This window comes from Pseudomonas sp. FW305-25, from assembly GCF_017351415.1.
GTDB classification, from domain to species: domain Bacteria; phylum Pseudomonadota; class Gammaproteobacteria; order Pseudomonadales; family Pseudomonadaceae; genus Aquipseudomonas; species Aquipseudomonas chlororaphis.
This window is the reverse complement of sequence record NZ_JACNDE010000009.1, coordinates 43873-63675: the sequence shown is the minus strand read 5'-3', so window position 1 is coordinate 63675 and position 19803 is coordinate 43873. Positions and strand designations below refer to the sequence as shown.

19 protein-coding genes are annotated in these 19803 nt (G+C 61.4%); 4 read left to right on the top strand and 15 right to left on the bottom strand.

What is annotated here, in order from left to right; all coding sequences use genetic code 11:
• Positions 1-85: 85 nt before the first annotated feature.
• From J4E58_RS11200 to leuA, 4 genes are all read left to right on the top strand, one after another.
• On the top strand, positions 86-988 hold the full coding sequence (locus J4E58_RS11200; protein WP_087090060.1) for a LysR family transcriptional regulator: 903 nt from the start codon (positions 86-88) through the stop codon (positions 986-988).
• 93 nt (positions 989-1081) lie between these two features.
• A complete protein-coding gene (gene xseA, locus J4E58_RS11195) occupies positions 1082-2461 on the top strand; it encodes an exodeoxyribonuclease VII large subunit (protein ID WP_087090058.1) in 1380 nt (459 codons plus the stop codon).
• Positions 2462-2464: 3 nt separating this feature from the next.
• Complete coding sequence (locus tag J4E58_RS11190) at positions 2465-3286, top strand: peptidoglycan DD-metalloendopeptidase family protein (protein ID WP_087090056.1); 822 nt, start codon at positions 2465-2467, stop codon at positions 3284-3286.
• Positions 3287-3622: 336 nt separating this feature from the next.
• Positions 3623-5302 carry a 2-isopropylmalate synthase gene (leuA, locus tag J4E58_RS11185; RefSeq protein WP_007929549.1) on the top strand — a complete coding sequence of 560 codons (1680 nt, stop codon included), beginning with the start codon at positions 3623-3625 and terminating at the stop codon, positions 5300-5302.
• A 69-nt stretch (positions 5303-5371) separates the two neighbouring features.
• Here leuA and J4E58_RS11180 read toward each other — a convergent pair whose 3' ends face one another.
• From J4E58_RS11180 to hscA, 15 genes are all read right to left on the bottom strand, one after another.
• Complete coding sequence (locus tag J4E58_RS11180; RefSeq protein ID WP_087090054.1) at positions 5372-5785, bottom strand: hypothetical protein; 414 nt, start codon at positions 5783-5785, stop codon at positions 5372-5374.
• A 54-nt stretch (positions 5786-5839) separates the two neighbouring features.
• Entirely contained in the window at positions 5840-6637 is a 798-nt protein-coding gene (locus J4E58_RS11175; protein ID WP_087090052.1) for an amidohydrolase, read from the bottom strand.
• On the bottom strand, positions 6625-7773 hold the full coding sequence (locus J4E58_RS11170) for a pyridoxal phosphate-dependent aminotransferase (protein WP_087090050.1): 1149 nt from the start codon (positions 7771-7773) through the stop codon (positions 6625-6627). Before J4E58_RS11170 ends, J4E58_RS11175 begins: the two co-directional genes overlap by 13 nt.
• Before the next feature lie 191 nt (positions 7774-7964).
• Entirely contained in the window at positions 7965-9437 is a 1473-nt protein-coding gene (gene der / locus J4E58_RS11165) for a ribosome biogenesis GTPase Der (RefSeq protein ID WP_007929542.1), read from the bottom strand.
• A 139-nt stretch (positions 9438-9576) separates the two neighbouring features.
• Positions 9577-10728 carry an outer membrane protein assembly factor BamB gene (gene bamB / locus J4E58_RS11160; RefSeq protein ID WP_009045434.1) on the bottom strand — a complete coding sequence of 384 codons (1152 nt, stop codon included), beginning with the start codon at positions 10726-10728 and terminating at the stop codon, positions 9577-9579.
• Entirely contained in the window at positions 10721-11362 is a 642-nt protein-coding gene (locus J4E58_RS11155) for a tetratricopeptide repeat protein (RefSeq protein WP_007929540.1), read from the bottom strand. Before J4E58_RS11155 ends, bamB begins: the two co-directional genes overlap by 8 nt.
• A gap of 40 nt (positions 11363-11402) precedes the next feature.
• Positions 11403-12692 (bottom strand): histidine--tRNA ligase, encoded by a 1290-nt coding sequence (gene hisS, locus J4E58_RS11150; RefSeq protein ID WP_009045435.1) that lies wholly within the window; start codon positions 12690-12692, stop codon positions 11403-11405.
• A gap of 22 nt (positions 12693-12714) precedes the next feature.
• The gene (gene ispG, locus J4E58_RS11145; protein ID WP_007929536.1) at positions 12715-13824 is read right to left on the bottom strand and encodes a flavodoxin-dependent (E)-4-hydroxy-3-methylbut-2-enyl-diphosphate synthase; all 1110 of its coding nucleotides are present in this window, start codon (positions 13822-13824) and stop codon (positions 12715-12717) included.
• Positions 13825-13827: 3 nt separating this feature from the next.
• Complete coding sequence (locus J4E58_RS11140; protein WP_087090048.1) at positions 13828-14862, bottom strand: RodZ family helix-turn-helix domain-containing protein; 1035 nt, start codon at positions 14860-14862, stop codon at positions 13828-13830.
• A complete protein-coding gene (gene pilW, locus J4E58_RS11135; RefSeq protein WP_053262508.1) occupies positions 14862-15620 on the bottom strand; it encodes a type IV pilus biogenesis/stability protein PilW in 759 nt (252 codons plus the stop codon). The genes J4E58_RS11140 and pilW overlap by 1 nt, the downstream gene beginning before the upstream one ends.
• Positions 15621-15632: 12 nt before the next feature.
• Complete coding sequence (gene rlmN / locus J4E58_RS11130) at positions 15633-16781, bottom strand: 23S rRNA (adenine(2503)-C(2))-methyltransferase RlmN (RefSeq protein ID WP_007929531.1); 1149 nt, start codon at positions 16779-16781, stop codon at positions 15633-15635.
• 29 nt (positions 16782-16810) lie between these two features.
• Positions 16811-17236: a nucleoside-diphosphate kinase gene (gene ndk / locus J4E58_RS11125; RefSeq protein ID WP_007929529.1), complete on the bottom strand. Its 426-nt coding sequence runs from the start codon at positions 17234-17236 to the stop codon at positions 16811-16813.
• Positions 17237-17330: 94 nt separating this feature from the next.
• A complete protein-coding gene (iscX, locus tag J4E58_RS11120) occupies positions 17331-17531 on the bottom strand; it encodes a Fe-S cluster assembly protein IscX (RefSeq protein ID WP_007929528.1) in 201 nt (66 codons plus the stop codon).
• Positions 17532-17545: 14 nt separating this feature from the next.
• Positions 17546-17887 carry an ISC system 2Fe-2S type ferredoxin gene (fdx, locus tag J4E58_RS11115; RefSeq protein WP_009045439.1) on the bottom strand — a complete coding sequence of 114 codons (342 nt, stop codon included), beginning with the start codon at positions 17885-17887 and terminating at the stop codon, positions 17546-17548.
• A gap of 3 nt (positions 17888-17890) precedes the next feature.
• Complete coding sequence (hscA, locus tag J4E58_RS11110; RefSeq protein WP_087090046.1) at positions 17891-19753, bottom strand: Fe-S protein assembly chaperone HscA; 1863 nt, start codon at positions 19751-19753, stop codon at positions 17891-17893.
• Positions 19754-19803 lie beyond the last annotated feature (50 nt).

Genomic DNA, 19803 nt, shown 5'->3' with positions numbered 1-19803 from the left:
TTTATCAAGGAATGACTTTAGCCAGCCACAAGCCTTGCGACTAATATCATCAAAGCCATCCACCCATCTCAAAAAGGCATGACGCGTGATTTCAACCCGCCAACTGCGCTACTTCGTGGAAATCGCCGACAGCGGCAGTTTCAGCGCCGCCGCCGAACGCCTGTTCGTTGCCCAGTCAGCCCTCAGCCGGCAGATCAAGGAACTGGAAACCCACCTCAAGACCCCGCTGTTCGAGCGCACCGCGCGCCTGCCCAGGCTGACGGCGGCGGGCGAGGCGTTCTACCCGCGTGCCCGCAACCTGCTCGATGAGCTGAACAAGGCCAGCGAACTGGCGACCCAGGTCGGCCAGGGGCAGCTGGGAACATTGCGCCTGAGCCACTCCAGCACCGTGTCCATGAGTGGCCGCCTGCTGCAGGCCATCAGCGGTTACCTGGAGCAGTGCCCGGGGGCCTCGATGGACATCGCCACCCTGTCTTCCGAAGCGCAGTTGGAAGAAGTCGCCGAAGGCCGGCTGGATATCGGCCTGCTGCGACTGCCGGTACTGCGCCAGCGCGAGGGCGTGCGGATCACGCCACTGTTCAGCGAACGCCTGCTGCTGGCCGTGCCGCCGGGCCACCCTTTGGCAGCGGATCCTCCCAAGCAGGGCGTGGATCTGGCGCAACTGCGCGACGAAGCCTTTATCTCCATTCCCCATCCGCAGCGTGGCGGCCTGAGTTACCTGTCGGCCGAGCTGTGCATGCGCCAGGGCTTTTTCCCCAAGGCGGCGCGGGTGCTGTCGCGCAAGACCACGCAGTTGCAGTTGATCCAGGCCGGATTCGGCATCGCCCTGCTGCCCGAGTCGATGCGTGACATCGCGCCCGCCAGCCTGCACTTCCTGCCCTTGGCGGACCCGGCCTGCCAGAGCACGGTCGCCCTCGCCTGTCGGCAAGATCCGACACCTTTGGTCAAGCAGTTCATCGAACACTTCCACAACGCTCTCACGCCCTGACCGCCGAAGGCGTATTCGAGGCCGGCAAAGGCATCGTCTCCTTTTGTTTCGATCCATGGAGATTGTTTGCCGAATGCCTTTAAACTGCGCCCCATGATTAAAGATCCCTTTGCAAGACTCGGCCTGGACCGCGAAGTCCTGACCGTCAGCCAGCTCAACGGCCGTGCGCGGGTGTTGCTGGAAGACGTGTTCAGCAACATCTGGGTCGAAGGCGAAATATCCAACCTCGCCCGCCCGGCGTCCGGCCATGTGTATTTCACCCTCAAGGACAGCGGTGCCCAGGTGCGCTGCGCGCTGTTTCGGCAAAATGCCGCGCGGGTGCGCCAGGCACTGAAGGACGGCCTGGCGGTCAAGGTGCGCGGCAAGGTCTCGCTGTTCGAAGGCCGCGGCGACTACCAGTTGATCCTCGATACGGTCGAACCGGCCGGCGACGGCGCCCTGCGCCTGGCCTTCGATGCGCTGAAGGAAAAGCTCAGCGCCGAAGGCCTGTTCAGCAGCGAACGCAAAGTGCCGCTGCCCGCCCATCCGCAGCGCATAGGCATTATCAGTTCGCCAACCGGCGCGGTGATTCGCGACATCATCAGCGTGTTCCGGCGCCGAGCGCCACAGGTGGCCCTGACCCTGATCCCTACCGCCGTACAAGGCCGCGAGGCGACCGCGCAGATCGTCCGCGCCCTGAAAATGGCCGATGCCCGGGGCTTCGACGCGCTGATCCTGGCCCGTGGCGGCGGCTCCCTGGAAGACCTCTGGTGCTTCAACGAAGAAGCCGTGGCCCGGGCGGTGGATGCCTGTGTCACGCCGATCGTCAGCGCCGTGGGTCATGAAACCGACGTATCGATCAGCGACTTCGTCGCCGACGTGCGCGCACCAACGCCCTCGGCGGCCGCCGAACTGCTCGCGCCGGACTCCAGCGACCTGCAACACCGCGTCGAAAGCCTGCATCGGCGCCTGGTGATGCGCATGCGCGATCGGTTGCTGCGTGATCGCCTGCGCCTGGAAGGCATGGCCCGGCGCCTGCGTCACCCAGGTGAGCGCCTGCGCCAGCAAGCGCAGCGCCTGGATGACCTGGACATGCGTATGCGCCGGGCGTTCGAGCGCAGCCTCAATACCCGCCGCGAGCGCCTGATTCGCCTGGAAACCCGGCTCGCCGGCCAACACCCCGGGCGTCAACTGGCGCTGCTGCGGCAACGCCTCGACAGCCTGGCCGAACGCCTGCCACGGGCCATGCGCGAAGGTCTGAAATCCCGTCGCCTGCAACTGCAAAGCCAGATGCAGACCCTGCATGTGGTCAGCCCGCTGGCCACCCTGGGCCGTGGCTACAGCATCCTGCTGGACGAACGCGGCCAGGCCATTCGCAGCGCCGCACAGACCCAGCCGGGCCAGCGCCTCAAAGCCCGGCTTGGCGAAGGCGAACTGCAGGTCCGGGTCGAGGACAATCACCTGACGCCTGTCACCCTTTCTTTACTGGATTGATCCATGCCGCGTTTTCTTAGCTCCCTGTTGTTGCTGTGCCTGACCTTCAACGCCCACGCCGATAGCTACATCACGCGCCAGCTGAACAAACCGGTGCCCGGTGGCGTGGCGGTGATCGACCTGGGCAGCGCCGCCCAGGCGCCCAAGGCCAGCTATCAGGGAAAACCGCTGCTGGTAGTCAAGGAACAGAACAACTGGCTGGCGATTGTCGGCATCCCCCTGACCGTCAAACCCGGTCCCCAGAAGATCAGTGCTGGCGGCCGCAGCCTGAACTTCAACGTGACCAGCAAGAAATACCCGGAACAGCACATCACGCTGAAGAACAAACGCCAGGTCAACCCCGATCCGGCCGACCTCAAGCGCATCGACGCCGAGTTGGCCGAGCAGGTCCGCGCCTACCGCAGTTTCAGCCCCAACACTCCGAGCAACCTGCTGCTGGACAAGCCGGTGAGCGGCCCGCTGTCGAGCAAGTTCGGCGTCCGCCGCTTCTTCAACGGTGAGGAGCGCAATCCACACGCCGGGCTGGACTTCGCGGTACCTGCGGGGACGCCGATCAAGACGCCGGCGGCCGGCAAGGTGATCCTGATCGGCAATTACTTTTTCAACGGCAATACCGTATTCGTCGACCACGGCCAGGGCTTTATCAGCATGTTCTGCCATATGTCGAAGATCGACGTGAAGGTCGGCCAGCAACTGGCCCGCGGCGGGGTGGTCGGGAAAGTCGGCTCCACCGGGCGCGCCACCGGGCCGCACATGCACTGGAACGTCAGCCTGAACGACGCCCGGGTCGATCCGGCGATCTTTATCGGGGCCTTCCAGCCCTGAGCCGTGGCTCCCGCAGGGATTGCGCAGGTTCAAAACTCTGCGCAATAAGATCGAGCCAGCCTTAAGCTCGACAGAATAAAATCTCGCGAAAAACCATTTTTAAGAGATTTATCTCAATTTTTTTCGACTGCTTGCCATCTTTCACCCCAGTGGTTAGGGTTGAGGGCATGAAAACCTCTCACACCCTCATTCAGCGCCGTCAACACCGAAGCCTCTGCCTCGTCAGCGCACGACTGCCAGGTTGAGTCGCGGTACCTCGTCCCCTGCTTCAAACAACACACCCATTGATTCACCGGCAGGCCGCCTCTTCTCGGCCCGGACAATAAGGATTTCCCCATGAGCATGCTCAAAGACCCTTCCTCGAAGTACCGCGCGTTCCCGACCATCAACTTGCCGGACCGCACCTGGCCGTCGAAGACCATCACCCGCGCGCCGATCTGGTGCAGCTCCGACCTGCGTGATGGCAACCAGTCGTTGATCGAGCCAATGGATGCGGTGAAGAAGCTGCGCTTCTGGAAAACCCTGGTCGCCGTCGGCGTGAAAGAAATCGAGGCCTCCTTCCCGGCCGCGTCGCAGACCGACTTCGACTTCGTGCGCACCCTGATCGAAGGTGGCCACATCCCGGACGACACCACCATCCAGGTGCTGACCCAGGCCCGTGAAGACCTGATCGCCCGCACTTTCGAATCGTTGCGCGGGGCGAAGAAAGCCATCGTCCACCTGTACAACGCCACCAGCCCGTCGTTCCGCCGCATTGTCTTCAACCAGGACAAGGAAGGCGTGAAAGAGATCGCGGTGAACGCCGCCAAGCTGTTCGTCAAATACGCTGCCCAGCAGCCGGAAACCCAATGGCAGTTCGAATACTCGCCAGAGACCTTCAGCGCCACTGAGCTGGAGTTCGCCAAGGAAGTCTGCGACGCAGTGATCGAGGTCTGGAACCCGACGCCAGCCAACAAGGTGATCCTCAACCTGCCGGCCACTGTCGAAGTCGCCACGCCGAACATCTATGCCGACCAGATCGAATGGTTCGGTCGCCACATCAACCGTCGTGACAGCGTGATCATCAGCCTGCACACCCACAACGACCGTGGTACCGGCGTAGCCGCCACCGAGCTGGGCTTGATGGCCGGCGCCGACCGCGTCGAAGGCTGCCTGTTCGGCAACGGCGAACGCACCGGCAACGTCGACCTGGTCACCGTAGCCCTGAACCTCTACACCCAGGGCATCGATCCGGAACTGGATTTCTCCGATATCGACGGCGTGCGCAAAGTGGTCGAAGAGTGCAACCAGATCCCGGTTCACCCGCGTCATCCGTATGTCGGCGACCTGGTTCACACCGCCTTCTCCGGCTCGCACCAGGACGCTATCCGCAAGGGTTTCGCCCAGCAGAAATCCGATGCGCTGTGGGAAGTGCCGTACTTGCCGATCGACCCGGCCGACATCGGTCGCAGCTACGAGGCGGTGATTCGTGTCAACAGCCAGTCGGGCAAAGGCGGTATCGCCTACCTGCTGGAACAGGAATACGGTATCAGCTTGCCACGCCGCATGCAGATCGAGTTCAGCCAGGTGGTACAGCGTGAAACCGATCGCCTGGGTCTGGAGATGACCGCCCAGCAGATCCACGCGCTGCTCCACAGCGAATACTTGCAGGCCAACACCCCGTACGCGTTGGTCAGCCATCGCCTGCAGGAAGAAAACGGCCACAGCGCCGTGGAAGTGGAAGTGTCTGGCAAGGGCCAGGGCGAGACCAATCTGCACTGGCGCGGCAAGGGCAATGGCGCCCTGGAAGCCCTGGTGGCCGGCTTGCCGGTTCCGGTGGAAATCATGGACTACAACGAGCATGCCATCGGCGCGGGCACCAACGCCAAGGCTGCCGCCTATATCGAACTGCGCGTGAACGGCGAGCGTGCGGTGCACGGTGTGGGTATCGATGAAAACATCACCACCGCCAGCTTCAAGGCCCTGTTCAGCGCGCTGAACCGCTCCCTGAGCCAGCTAGACGCCAAAGCCGCCTGACGGTTTTACGGCGACAAAAAAGCCCCGGATGATCCGGGGCTTTTTTGGGCTGTGTAGTTATTGCCCCGCTCAGGCGGTGGTATTGATCCGCGCCGTCAGCGCCTGGAGCAACGCCGCCTGCAACACCTGAAGGTTGTTGGCGGTGATCGCGATCTGCGCCTGCACCTCCAAGGCCTGTTGCGCCTTCTGCTCCTCGCTCGCCTGCCCCTTCTGCACCCCGGACAATTGCGACTGCTGCTCGGACAGGGTCTTTTCGGTCTGGTCGATCTGCTTCTGCAACTGCGCGACGATATCAGCGGTGGATGAACTGAAGTCGGCCTTGGCACCGTACTCCTGCATGTCGACACTCACCGAGTCGCTGTCATCGACAGCGCCCTTGTCCTGCACCTCGAGCGGGCTGGCCTGCTGCTCGGCGATGTTGAGCTTTTGCGGCGCGGCCCCCAGCGGGAATGGATTGATGCTCGCGGCACCGATAGTGGTCATGACAAATCTCCCTGAAAATCCTCTTACCCCTTAACGGCCCACCCCGACAGATCTTTAAGCCTGAGTGAACTCGAAGGTGTCGGCATCAAGGTAGGCTGGAAAGCGCGCGCGATAGGCCGCCAGATCCGCGGCATTCAGACAGACCTGGAATACTCCGTCGGCCTCACCGGCGCTGAGCAGGGTCTCGCCCTGGAAATCCAGCACCTGGCTATCCCCGGTGTAGGCAAACCCCTTGCCGTCGGTACCGACCCGATTGACCGCGGCCACATAACACAGGTTTTCGATGGCCCTGGCCGGCAACAAACGGTTCCAGTGCTGACGCCGCGCCCCCGGCCAGTTGGCCGTGTACAGCAGCAAGTCGGTATCCCGGGCATCGCGGCTCCACACCGGAAAGCGCAGGTCGTAGCAGATCAGCGGCCTGACCCGCCAACCCTTGAGTTCGAACTGCACCTGGCGCTCGCCCGGCGTGTAGTGATCGTGCTCGCCCGCCATGCGGAACAAATGGCGTTTATCGTAATGCCAGACCTCGCCGTCAGGGCGAGCCCACAGCAGGCGGTTGCGGTGGCTGCCGTCGACGGTCTGGATAATCACACTGCCAGTGATGACCGCATCGAGCCTGGCGGCCTGGTTGCGCAGCCACTTACTGGTCGGGCCGTTTTCCGCCTCGGCGAGGGCTTCGGACTCCATGGAAAATCCGGTGGTGAACATTTCCGGCAGGATAATCAGGTCGGCGCCCCGGGCCTGTTCGAACAACAGCTCGAAGTGCTCGAGATTGGCCTGGCGGTCGTGCCAGACCAAGGAGGTCTGGATCAGCGCCACATTCAGATTGGGTAAAGCACTCAGATCACGCATAGCTTCTCCGCTGCCTGACGCAGCGTCTCCTCACGCTTGGCAAAGCATAGCCTTACCAGACGCTGTCCTTGCGGTGGCTCGCGGTAGAACACCGACACCGGAATGGTCGCGACACCGTGCTCGCGGGTCATCCAGATCGCCATCTCGACGTCATTCAGGTCCGGGCGGATCTGCGAGTAGTCCACCAGTTGGAAGTAAGTACCGGCCACCCGGGTAAAGCTGAATCGCGAAGGTGCCAGCAGGTCGCAGAACAGGTCGCGCTTGGCCTGATAGAAACCGGGTAGCTCTTCGACATGTTCCGGGTGTTCGGCCATGTAGTCCGCCAGAGCGTACTGCAAAGGAGTCACGCCGCAAAAGCTGACATATTGATGCACCTTGCGCAGTTCCGCGCTCAGGGCCGGAGGTGCGACCACATAGCCGGTTTTCCAGCCGGTCACGTGATAGGTCTTGCCAAAGGAACTGACCACAAATGCCCGTTGGTACAGCTCCTCATGGGCCAGCACGCTGACGTGAGGGATGCCGTCGAATACCAGATGCTCGTACACCTCGTCGCTGACCAGGTAGATATCCCGATCGCGAATCAGCGCAGCCAGCTGGTCCAGTTCCGCATGGCTGATCAGCGCACCGCTGGGGTTGTGCGGGGCATTGAGAATGATCATCCGCGTACGCGGGCTCAGGGCCTCGCCAAGCTTCTGCCAGTCGATGGCGAAATCGTTCAGGCCAAGCTGTACATGCACGCAGCGCCCGCCAGCCAGCTCCACCGAAGGCTCATAGCTGTCGTAGCAAGGATCGAAGACGATCACTTCATCACCGGGCTGGATCACCGCCTGGATGGCGCAGAAGATCGCCTGGGTGGCCCCTGGAGTGATGGTTACCTCGGTATCGGCATTCACCTGCACGCCATAACTGCGGGCGATCTTGGCCGCCACTTGCTGGCGCAAGGCTGGCAGGCCGGTCATCGGTGCGTATTGGTTATGGCCGCTGGCGATATGCCGGGCAACCGCATCGAGCAGGGCCTGCGGGCCATCGAAATCGGGAAAACCCTGGGACAGGTTCAGCGCGCCGGTTTCCACGGCGAGCTGCGACATTTGCGTGAAGATGGTGGTGCCGACATTCGGCAGCTTACTGGTGATCATGGGTGGTTCCCTGCTGAACACCCGGCTCTACGGCGGCTCGGGGAGGTCCCGAGAATAGCCCAAAGGGCGGCGATTAAAAAAGGGTCCCTCAAGGACCCTTTTTAATCGCTGCTACAAGCTGTAAGCCATAAGCTGAAAGCCCTTGCCACTTTTCTACTTGTAGCTTGTGGCTTGCAACTCGAAGCGCTGTGTCAGCGCTTGTCCTTGCGCTTCTTCTCGGCCTTCTTGTGGTGTGTCATCAAACGACGCTTCTTGTTGACCTGACGGTCGGTGAGCGTGTTCTTGTTGCCTTCGTACGGGTTTTCGCCGCCCTTGAATTCGATGCGGATCGGCGTACCGACCAGCTTCAGAACACGCCGGTAGGTGTTTTCCAGGTAGCGCACATAGGACTTCGGCACCTTCTCCACCTGGTTGCCGTGGATCACGATCAGCGGCGGGTTGGCACCACCCAGGTGGGCATAACGCAGCTTGATGCGACGGTTGTTGACCATCGGTGGCGCGTGCTCGCTCACGGCGTCTTCGAGGATCTGCGTCAGGCGGCTGGTCGGCCAGCGGGTTACCGCGGACTTGAAGGAGTTCTGCACCGACTGGTAGAGGTTGCCCACGCCAGTACCGTGCAACGCCGAGATGAAGTGGATGTCGGCGAAGTCGACGAAGAACAGCCGACGCTCCAGCTCGGTCTTCACATAGTCACGCTCGCGCGGGTCCATGCCATCCCATTTGTTCAGGGCGATGACCAGGGCCCGGCCTGCTTCCAGGGCAAAGCCCAGCAGGTTCAGGTCGTGGTCGACCACGCCTTCGCGGGCGTCCATGACGAAGATCACCACGTTGGCGTCCTTGATCGCCTGCAGGGTCTTGACCACCGAGAACTTTTCAACTTCCTCGTGGATCTTGCCGCGCTTGCGCACACCGGCGGTGTCGATCAGCGTGTACTTCTCTTCGTTACGCTCGAAGGGAATGTAGATACTGTCGCGGGTGGTGCCCGGCTGGTCGTAGACGATGACCCGGTCTTCGCCGAGCATGCGGTTGACCAGGGTAGACTTGCCCACGTTCGGCCGACCGATGATGGCGATCTTGATCCCGTCTTTTTCGCTCGGACCCGGAATGCGCTTGGCTTCCTCGCCTTCGGCTACGACTTCTTCCTCGCCCTCTTCCGGCTCGTCTGCGTCGTCTTTCGGGAACTCGCGCAGGGCGATTTCCAGCATCTGCGTGATACCACGACCGTGAGCACCGGCGATCGGGATCGCGTCGCCCATGCCCAGCGGGGCGAACTCGGCACGTGCCATGTCAGGGTCGATATTGTCGACCTTGTTGGCGATCACGTAAGAGGTCTTGTTACGTTTGCGCAGGTGCTCGCCGATCATCTGGTCGGCCGCGGTGAAACCGGCCTTGGCATCTACCAGGAACAGGACGACATCGGCTTCTTCGATGGCCAGCAGCGACTGCTCGGCCATCTTTTCGTCCATGCCATGCTCGTCACCGGAGATACCGCCGGTGTCGATCAGAATGTAGGTACGCCCTTGCCACTTGGCCTCACCGTATTGGCGATCACGGGTCAGACCGGACAGGTCGCCGACAATGGCGTCGCGAGTCCGAGTCAGGCGGTTGAACAAGGTGGACTTGCCGACGTTCGGTCGGCCCACCAGGGCGATTACGGGAACCATGCGGCTCTCCACTGCGTTAATTCAGAAAATACAAAAGCCGCTGCGAGGCAGCGGCTGGTGCTCGGGGCAGCACGTGACGTGCTGCGAACCTTGCCGGGGCAAGGCCGCTTGGGGATCAACCCCAAGCATAGTCAAACCATTACTTGATGGTCAGGGCTTCCAGTTTGCCGCTGTTGCCATACACATAAATCATGTTGCCCACTACCAGCGGACGCGCACGCAGACCATCGCTGTCGATACGCTCACGGCCAACGAAGCGACCGTCAACCTGGCTCAGCAGGTGCAGGTAACCTTCCAGGTCACCGACCGCCACGTAGCTGGAGAAGACTTCCGGGGCCGACAGTTGACGGCGGGCCAGCGAGTCGTTGCTCCACAACGCAGTGGTGGAACGCTCGTCGATGCTTTCGACGGTGCCGGAGGACAGGCTCACATAGACGCTGCCGAAACCTTGAGCGACACCCGCATAGCTGGAAGCATCGCGCTGCCAGAGCGGACGACCGCTTTCCAGGTCCAGCGCCGCTACGCGACCCTGGTAGCTGGCGACATACAGGGTGCCGCCGGACAACAGCAGGCCACCGTCGATGTCGACCACGCGATCCAGCTCGGAACGACCTTGCGGAATAGCCACGCGCTGCTCCCACACCGGCACGCCGTTGCGGATATCCAGGGCCACCACTTTACCGGTCGACAGACCGGCGACCGCCAGGCGATTGGTGGTGATTGGCGCACTGGTGCCGCGCAGGGTCAGTACCGCTGGGGTGCTGTCGTAGACCCACATCTGGTTGCCGGTGGCGGCATCGAGGCCGATCACACGGTCATCCTGGGTCTGGACCACCACCACATCGCCATTGGTGGACGGCGGAGCCAGTACTTCACTGGTCACCCGCGCGCGCCACTTCTCTTCGCCGCTCGAAGCGTCCAGAGCGACCACTTCGCCCTTGAGGGTACCGATCATGACCAGGCCATAACCCACGCCAACGGCACCGGACACAGGCAACTCCAGGTCCTGTTTCCATTTGACGTCGCCGTTCATGCGATCCAGTGCCTCTACCACGCCAGTGACGTCGGCGGCGTAGATGGTGCTGCCGTCGATCGCCGGAACCAGCATGTTGTAGGTTTCGCCCTGGCCGTCACCGACCGAACGGCTCCACTGTTTCTGCAGGACCACTTCTTCTTTGAAGTCGACCAGTTCGGCAGGGGGCAATTCTTTCTTGCTGTTGCTGCTGCAACCCGCGGCCAGAACGGCCAGAGCCAGCAATGCTGCATGTTTCCAACGGATCACGTCACGCATCCCCTTTGGCCAGGTCGTCCAGCTTGATTTGTAGGCCACCGACCGCCGCTTCATCGGACAGCGCGGCCTTGGCTTTTTCATACGCAGCATGGGCTTCGTCGGTACGGCCCAATTGGACCAGCAGGTCGCCCTTGAGCTCTTCGCGAGTGGCCAGGAATGCCTTGTCGGCATCGCCTTCGAGCAGCTTCAGCGCTTCATCGGCCTTGTTCTGCGCCGCCAGGACCTGAGCCAGGCGCTGACGGGCGATTTCGCCCAGCGTCGGGTTGGCCGGCTTGTCGGCGATGGCTTTGAGCTCGGTCGCTGCGTCGTCCAGCTTGCCGGTGTCGACCGCCACCTTGGCGACGAACAGGCTGCCGTATTGCGCGTAGGCAGTACCGCCGAACTCACTGTTGAGCTTGCCGGCCAGGTCTGCAACACGGGCTGCATCCGGCTTGCCGTCAGGCGTCAGCGTGGTCTCCAGCAATTGCTGATAGAGCATCGAGGCGCCTTGCGATTGATTGTTCTGATACTTGTGCCAGGCCTGCCAGCCGAACACGATGACCAGCGCCAACAGGCCGCCGGTGACCAGGGGCTTGCCGTTGCGCTGCCACCAGTCCTTCAAATCCGCCAGCTGTTCATCTTCGGTACTCGACACCCCAATACTCCTTATTCGCTAAATCGGCTGTTTGACAGCTTCAACCCTGCACGACGCAGGTGGCCAGGTGTGCAGCGAGCGCATCCCAGGCAATGCTTTGTTGTTCGCCCTGGCCACGCAGGGGTTTGAAACCTACCACTTGCTGGGCCAGTTCGTCGTCACCGAGGATCAATGCGTACAACGCACCGCTCTTGTCGGCCTTTTTGAACTGGCTCTTGAAGCTGCCGGCGCCAGCGTTGATCTGCAGGCGCAGGTTGGGCAATTGATCACGAACCCGTTCGCTCAGCGCCAGAGCAGCCAGTTCGGCGGCTTCCCCGAAGGCGCAGAGGTAAACGTCGACCTGGCGCGAGATCTCTTCCGGGATCTGCTCCAGGGTTTCCAGCAGCAGTACCAGACGCTCGATTCCCATGGCGAAACCGACACCTGGGGTAGGCTTGCCGCCCATCTGCTCGACCAGGCCGTCGTAGCGGCCGCCGGCACAGACGGTGCCCTGGGCACCGAGCTTGTCGGTGACCCATTCGAAAACGGTCTTGCTGTAGTAATCCAGCCCGCGCACCAGCTTCGGGTTGATCACATAAGGGATACCAGCGGCATCCAGACGGGCCTTGAGCCCCTCGAAGTGCACGCGGGACTCTTCGTCCAGGTAATCGGCCAGCTTCGGCGCGTCCACCAGTACGGCTTGAGTGTCCGGGTTCTTGGTGTCGAGCACGCGCAGCGGGTTGGTTTTCAGGCGACGCTGGCTGTCTTCGTCGAGCTTGTCCATGCGTGCCGAGAGGAACGTCACCAGCGCATCGCGATAACGCGCACGGGCTTCGGCGGTTCCCAGGCTGTTCAGCTCGAGCTTGACCGCGTCACGGATACCCAGTTCGCCCCACAGGCGCCAGGTCAGCACGATCAGTTCGGCGTCGATGTCCGGACCGTCGAGGTTGAAGACTTCGCAACCGATCTGGTGGAACTGGCGATAACGGCCTTTCTGCGGACGCTCGTGACGGAACATCGGGCCGATGTACCAGAGTTTCTGCACCTGGCCACCGCCAGTGATGCCATGCTCGAGCACAGCGCGCACGCACGCCGCGGTGCCTTCCGGACGCAGGGTCAGGGAGTCGCCGTTACGGTCGTCGAAGGTGTACATCTCTTTTTCGACGATGTCGGTCACTTCACCGATGGAGCGCTTGAACAACTCGGTGAACTCGACGATCGGCATACGGATCTGCTTGTAACCGTAGTTATCCAGCAACCGCGCAACGGTGCCCTCGAAATAGCGCCACAGGGGCGTCTGCTCGGGCAGGATGTCGTTCATGCCACGAATGGCTTGCAGAGACTTGCTCACAAAAAATCCTTAATTCGTTCGATTAGCCGCGCGCGATCAGCGCTGCGTCGGCTTCGACCTTTTCGGCCGCTTTCTCGCGGATCAGCTTTTCCAGTTGATCCACAAGATTGTCATTCGTCAGTTTCTGCGACGGCTTGCCGTCGATGTAAATCAGGTTCGGCGTCCCGCCGGTCAGGCCGATATGCGCCTCTTTGGCTTCGCCCGGACCGTTGACCACACAACCGATGACTGCCACGTCCAGCGGTACCAGCAGATCCTCGAGACGCCCTTCCAGTTCGTTCATGGTCTTGACCACATCGAAATTCTGCCGCGAGCAGCTCGGGCAGGCGATGAAGTTGATGCCACGGGAACGCAGATGCAGGGACTTGAGAATGTCGTAGCCGACTTTCACTTCTTCGACCGGGTCGGCCGCCAACGAGATGCGAATAGTATCGCCAATCCCTTCGGCCAGCAGCATACCGAGGCCCACGGCGGATTTCACCGTGCCTGAACGCAAACCGCCGGCTTCGGTGATACCCAGGTGCAGCGGCTGGATGATTTCCTTGGCCAGCAGGCGATAGGCTTCGACGGCCATGAACACGTCGGAGGCTTTCACACTGACCTTGAAGTCCTTGAAGTTCAGGCGCTCAAGGTGCTCGACGTGACGCAGGGCAGACTCCACCAGCGCCGCCGGGGTGGGCTCGCCATATTTCTTCTGCAGGTCCTTTTCCAGGGAACCGGCGTTGACGCCGATACGGATCGGGATCCCGCGATCACGGGCCGCATCCACCACCGCACGCACGCGGTCTTCACGACCGATGTTGCCGGGGTTGATCCGCAAGCAATCGACGCCCAGTTCGGCCACGCGCAAGGCTATCTTGTAGTCGAAGTGGATGTCGGCAACCAGCGGCACCTTGACCTGCTGCTTGATACGGCCAAAAGCTTCGGCCGCGTCCATATCCGGTACGGAAACCCGCACGATATCGACACCGGCGGCTTCCAGACGGTTGATCTGGGCCACAGTGGCCGCCACATCGTTGGTGTCGCTGTTGGTCATGCTCTGCACGGCAATGGGGGCATCGCCACCCACGGGTACCGAGCCGACCCAGATCTTGCGGGACTCGCGACGTTTGATTGGAGATTCGCCGTGCATGACTTATTGACCTAACTTCAGGCGAGCAGTCTCGCCACTGGTGAACGGAGCCACATCGACCGCTTGTCCGTTGTAGCTGACCTGCGCACCACGGGCATAACCCAGGCGCACGGCAAATGGCGGCTTGCCGGAAACATCGGCGGTCTCGCCCTTGCGCTTCAGGCCACTCAACAGCACTTTACCGCTGCCGTCGGTGATCTGGGTCCAGCAATCGGCTGTGAACTGGATCTGTACCTGACCCGCGCCGGCTACAGGCGCGGCGGCGGGCGCAGTTGGAGCTGCCGGGGCAGCCGGAATAGTCGCTGCTGCGACCACAGGCGCTACAGGGGCAGGCGCGGCCGGAGCGCTCGGTGCTGGTGCCACCGGTGCCACGACCACTGGAGCAGGAGCAACCGGGGCCGCAGGTGTGGCAGCCGGAGCGCTTGGCGCAGGGGCCGCGGCATCCGCAGCGGCCTGGCCTGGAGCCGGGGTTTCAGGCAGGGCCAGGGCGGTTTCGCCCTCGGTCTGACCTTCCACGACCGCCTGGTCTTCCGGCTCGTCGATCGGATGAATCTGCGTGGTACCGTCGGCCCCTTCGACTTCGACATGTTCCTGATTGAGGCCAACCAGCTCCTTGGTGCGCACGGACGTTTGATCCTGCCACCAGATAAAGCCACCACCGATCACCGCGATCAGCAGCAACAGGCTGACGATGCGCAAAATGGTGTGGGAAACCCGTACTGGCTCTTCGATACGGCCGAGGCTGTGCACATTGCTGCCCTGGGAATCGGTGCCCGTGTATTGGTCGAAGGCCTGGACCAGAACGGCCTGGTCCATCCCCAGCAACTTGGCATAGGCACGGATATAACCGCGGGCGAAGGTATGCCCCGGCAGTTTGTCGAAAGCGCCGGCTTCCAGGTTGCTCAACGAGTTTGCGGTCAGATTGAGCTTGAGGGCCACTTCAGCCAGCGACCAACCATTGCTTTCGCGGGCCTGACGCAGGGTCTCACCGGGGTTGACGCGAGTCGCTGCTAGAACTTCGGGATGCGCCGCTTTCATCATTGCTCCGACAGGTATTGCTGATATTCCGGCGTACCGGGATAGAGTCGTTTTAATTGCAGGCCGTAACTGGCGGCCTTGTCGCGATCTTCAAACACCGTTGCCAGCCGAACGCCGAGCAATAGACTACGTGCATTTTGCTCGCTCAGCAGGCTAAAACGATCGTAATAGTCGCGTGCGGGCACATAATGCCTGTCTTCGAAAGACAACTCAGCCATTTCCAGCAATGCGCGAGGCTGCTGGCGGTTCAGGCGCAGGGCTTTTTCCAGGTGTTGCCGGGCCAGGTCACGCTCACCCAGCATCGCGGCGGTCATGCCAAGGTTCTCGAATACTCGGGATCGCTCGGGGTACAGGGTATCAGCAGCCGCCTGTTCAAAGCGCTGATAAGCATCTTTGTAACGTTTTTCTTCAAAGAGAAAACTGCCGTAGTTGTTCAGGATACGGGCATCGGAGGGACGCGCAGCCAGGGCCTTGCGGTAATGCTGGTCCGCCAGCTCGGGTTCCATTTCAGCCTGGAACACCAGCGCCAGGGCGGCATTGGCATCAGCGTCGGACTCGTCCAGCTCCAGGGCCTTTTTCAGCGGTACTTTCGCCCGCTCGGTCATACCTTGTTGCAGATATCCCAAGCCCAGCTGAACATAAGCCTCACGCGCCTCGTCCCGCCCCTTGCTTGTCTTCATCGGGTTGAAATCCCCCGAAAGAACACAGCCAGCCGACAGGCTGACAAAAAGCAGAAGCAGCGCGACGCGCAAGGTCATGGAGATCCTCTCTCAGGTACGATTCGCAGCGCTTTGCGGCATATCGGCGTCGGCGCTCAACTCGCGCACGGCGATATAACGTTCGCTACGACGGGTGCGATCCAGCACCTGCCCGACCAGTTGTCCACAGGCCGCATCGATGTCTTCGCCGCGCGTGGTGCGCACGGTGACGTTGAAGCCTGCGTGATGCAGTTGATCCTGGAACCGGCGAATGGCGTTGTTGCTCGGCCGCTCATAACCGGAATGCGGGAACGGGTTGAACGGGATCAGGTTGATCTTGCAAGGAATGTCCTTGAGCAACGCGATCATCTCGACAGCGTGTTCAACCTTATCATTGACGTCCTTGAGCAGCGTGTACTCAATCGTCAGCACACGTTTCTCGCCCAGCGACGACATGTAGCGCTGGCAGGACTCGAGCAGCATCTTCAGCGGGTACTTCTTGTTGATCGGTACCAGCTGGTTGCGCAGCGCATCGTTCGGTGCGTGCAGGGACAACGCCAGGGAAACGTCGATGTGCTTGGCCAGCTCATCGATCATCGGTACCACGCCGGAGGTCGACAGGGTCACGCGGCGCTTGGAGATGCCGTAGCCCAGGTCGTCCATCATCAGGTGCATGGCCGAGATGACGTTGTCGAAGTTCAGCAGCGGCTCACCCATGCCCATCATCACCACGTTGGTGATGGCACGGTCGACGGTCGCCGGGACGCTGCCAAAGGATTTGTTGGCAATCCACACCTGGCCGATGACTTCCGCGGCGGTGAGGTTGCTATTGAAGCCTTGCTTGCCGGTGGAGCAGAAACTGCAGTCCAGGGCACAGCCTGCCTGGGACGAAACGCACAAGGTGCCGCGTTTTCCCTGGGGAATGTAAACGGTCTCGACGCAGCTGCCGGACGCCACGCGCACCACCCACTTGCGGGTGCCGTCGCTGGAGATGTCCTCGCTGACCACTTCCGGACCACGAATTTCGGCAACGGCCTTGAGCTTTTCGCGCAAGGCCTTGCCGACGTTCGTCATGGCGTCGAAATCATCGACGCCAAAGTGGTGAATCCATTTCATTACCTGACCGGCACGGAAACGCTTCTCCCCGATTGAGTCGAAGAATTTTTCCATTTCCGGTTGAGTCAGACCCAACAGGTTAGTTTTGCCAGTCGATGTAGTCATGGTTTCACCTTCACTCACGGGCCTTTGGCTTAGCGAGTGGTCACTTCGGTGGAAGCGAAGAAGTAAGCGATTTCGCGTGCAGCAGCGGCTTCGGAGTCCGAACCGTGAACGGCGTTGGCGTCGATGGATTCAGCGAAGTCAGCGCGGATGGTGCCGGCAGCAGCTTCTTTAGGGTTGGTAGCGCCCATCAGCTCACGGTTCAGAGCGATAGCGTTTTCGCCTTCCAGAACCTGAACGACAACCGGACCGGAAGTCATGAAAGCAACCAGCTCGCCGAAGAAGCCACGAGCGCTGTGCTCAGCGTAGAAGCCTTCAGCTTCGGCTTTGGACAGTTGCTTCATTTTCGAAGCTACAACGCGCAGGCCAGCTTTTTCGAAACGGGTAACGATCTCGCCGATGACGTTTTTTGCAACAGCGTCAGGCTTGATGATGGAGAAAGTACGTTGAACAGCCATGGTGTAACTCCAGAAACGGTGATTAAAGCGAAAAATTAAACCCGCGAATTATACGCGGGTTTATAGGGATTGCCTAACTGCGTACAGGACAGACTCAGTCTGCTTCTTCGATCCAGGCGGCCTGAATGGCTTCAAGAACCTTCTCGCCACCGCGAGCCGGATCGTCGCTGAATTCCGGCAGTGCCAGAACCCATTGGTGCAGATCGACAAAGTTTACGTACCGCGGATCCACATCCGGCTTGGATTCAGCCAGCTGGATCGCGATTTCCAGCACATCAACCCATTTCAGACTCATGATGATTCCTTGAATCAGTGCGGCGCTTCGGCTGCATGGTTGAGCGAGTATTTCGGAATTTCGACGGTCAGGTCTTCCTCGCCGACGATCGCCTGGCAGGATAGACGCGATTGCGCCTCCAGGCCCCAGGCTTTGTCCAGCAAGTCTTCTTCCAGCTCGTCGGCTTCGTTCAGCGAGTCGAAACCCTCGCGAACGATGCAATGGCAGGTGGTGCAGGCGCAGACGCCGCCGCAGGCGCTCTCGATCTCGATGTGGTTGTCATGCGCCACTTCAAGAATCGAGGTACCCGGGGCAGCCTCTACAACCAGGCCATCCGGGCAAAACACGGCGTGTGGCAGAAAAATGATCTGCGGCATCAGTTATTCCTCGATTTCATTCAGATTGCGCCCCGCCAGAGCGGCTTTCACCGTCGAGTCCAGGCGGCGGGCAGCAAAAGCATCGGTCACTTGCGACAGACGCTTGGTCTGCTGCTCGATGGCGTAACCATCGGTGCCACGCATCAATTCACTCAATTCCTGCATTTGCAGCTCGATGACCATGCGCTCTTCGGCATCCAACAGACGCTCGCCGTCCGCGTCCAAAGCACCCTGCACCGCCTCGATCAGGCGCTGGGCATCGACCTGCTGCTCACGCAGCACGCGGGCGACCTTGTCGTCGCTGGCGTACTGGAAGGAATCCTTGAGCATCCTGGCGATTTCGCCATCGGTCAGGCCGTAGGAGGGCTTGACCTGGATGCTGGCTTCGACGCCCGAGCCCAGTTCACGAGCGGACACGCTCAGCAGACCGTCGGCATCGACCTGGAAGGTCACGCGGATCTTCGCTGCCCCGGCGACCATGGCCGGAATACCGCGCAGTTCGAAACGCGCCAGGGAACGGCAGTCGCTGATCAGCTCGCGCTCGCCCTGCAACACATGAATCATCATGGCCGACTGGCCATCTTTGTAAGTGGTGAAGTCCTGGGCCCGGGCAACAGGGATGGTGGTGTTACGCGGAATCACCTTCTCCATCAACCCACCCATGGTTTCCAGCCCCAGGGACAGCGGAATCACATCAAGCAGCAGCAGTTCGCCACCATCGCGCTTGTTGCCGGCCAGGGTATCGGCCTGGATCGCGGCACCAATGGCCACCACCTGGTCCGGGTCGATCTCGGTCAGCGGCTGGCGACCGAACATTTCGGCGACGGCTTCGCGAACCCGCGGAACACGAGTCGAACCGCCGACCATGACTACCGCCTGGACATCTTCCAGCTCGACATTGGAATCACGCACGGCGCGACGGCAGGCCTTGAGGCTGCGCGCCACCATCGGCTCGATCAGGGCATCGAAGGCTTCGCGGGTCAGCGGCGCCGACCAGGCGCCATAGGTCACGTCGACCGATGGGGCATTGGTAAGCGCTTCCTTGGCGGCACAGGCGATTTGCAGCAGATTGCGCTGCTTGCCCGGATCGAGATCGGCGGACAGCCCAGCGCTCTCGATGATCCAGCCGGCGATCGCATGATCGAAATCGTCGCCGCCCAGGGCGCTGTCGCCACCGGTGGCCAGCACTTCGAAGACACCGCCGGTCAGGCGCAGAATGGAAATATCGAAAGTCCCGCCACCCAAGTCATAAATGGCCACCACGCCTTCGGCGTGTTGATCCAAACCATAGGCCACGGCCGCCGCGGTCGGCTCGTTGAGCAGACGCAACACATTGAGACCGGCCAGCTTGGCTGCATCCTTGGTCGCTTGACGCTGCGCATCGTCGAAATAGGCCGGAACGGTAATCACCGCCCCCACCAGCTCACCGCCCAGGGTCGACTCGGCGCGCTGGCGCAGGACCTTAAGGATATCGGCGGAGACTTCCACCGGACTTTTCGGGCCCTGGATGGTGTCGATGAACGGCATGTGCGACTCGCCGTCGACGAAGCGGTATGGCAGCTGCTCGCCCAACTGCTTGACGTCGGACAGACCACGCCCCATCAAGCGCTTGACCGACAACACGGTGTTCAGGGGATCGGCAGACGCCGCCAGCCTGGCAGACTCGCCCACCTCGACATGGTCGGCGTGATAGCGCACGGCAGACGGCAGGATGACCTGCCCGCTGGCGTCGGCCAGCGGCTCGGAAAGACCACTGCGCAAGGCAGCGACCAGCGAATTGGTAGTACCCAAGTCGATCCCCACAGCCAGGCGACGCTGGTGCGGTTGAGGACTTTGGCCGGGTTCAGCGATCTGCAGTAGGGCCATGTTTATCTGGACTTATCTGTATATCAGGCGTGCGACCGGAGCGGCACTGG